We start from the raw sequence: 445 nt of genomic DNA, 5'->3' as shown, positions 1-445 counted from the left end.
TTTTTACACACAGACCGAAGACGCTGCGACCGGGAAACTGACAATGACGCCGGCTGAGCCGGCCCGTGTCAGAATAAGCAGTGAGCAGCCTCTTGTTCTGACAAATGTGGCAGCCGGAAATGTGTCACCGGTATCCACGGATGCGGTTAACGGGAGCCAGCTGGCATCTGCAGCCAGAATTGCTGGCGGTGATAATGTTGTCTGGAAAGACGGAAAAGCAGCGCTGGCTCCTGACACCTTCAGTGAGCTGACAACTGCAGGTGGTGGTAAGACAACGGTGAATGGTGGTGTACATAAAACACCGGATAATGTGGCTGATGCAGTGAATATGCTGAACCGTGAAGGCACGAAGTATTTTAAAGCTGCCTCTTCCGGTCAGGCAGCAAAAGCGGAAGGGCGTGACAGTATTGCTGTCGGACAGGGGGCCGTTTCCCGGGGACAAAAC

Annotated in this window: 1 pseudogene; it reads left to right on the top strand. The window is 53.9% G+C overall.

Annotation, left to right across the window (positions count from 1 at the left end):
• Nucleotides 1-445 (top strand): annotated as a pseudogene (locus RHIZ70P_RS22675) (hypothetical protein); the annotation flags it as partial.

This window comes from Paenirhizobium selenitireducens ATCC BAA-1503 (assembly GCF_900492185.1).
Lineage (GTDB): Bacteria > Pseudomonadota > Alphaproteobacteria > Rhizobiales > Rhizobiaceae > Allorhizobium > Allorhizobium selenitireducens_A.
The sequence above is the reverse complement of the archived record's forward strand: the minus strand, read 5'-3'. Positions and strand labels throughout refer to the sequence as shown.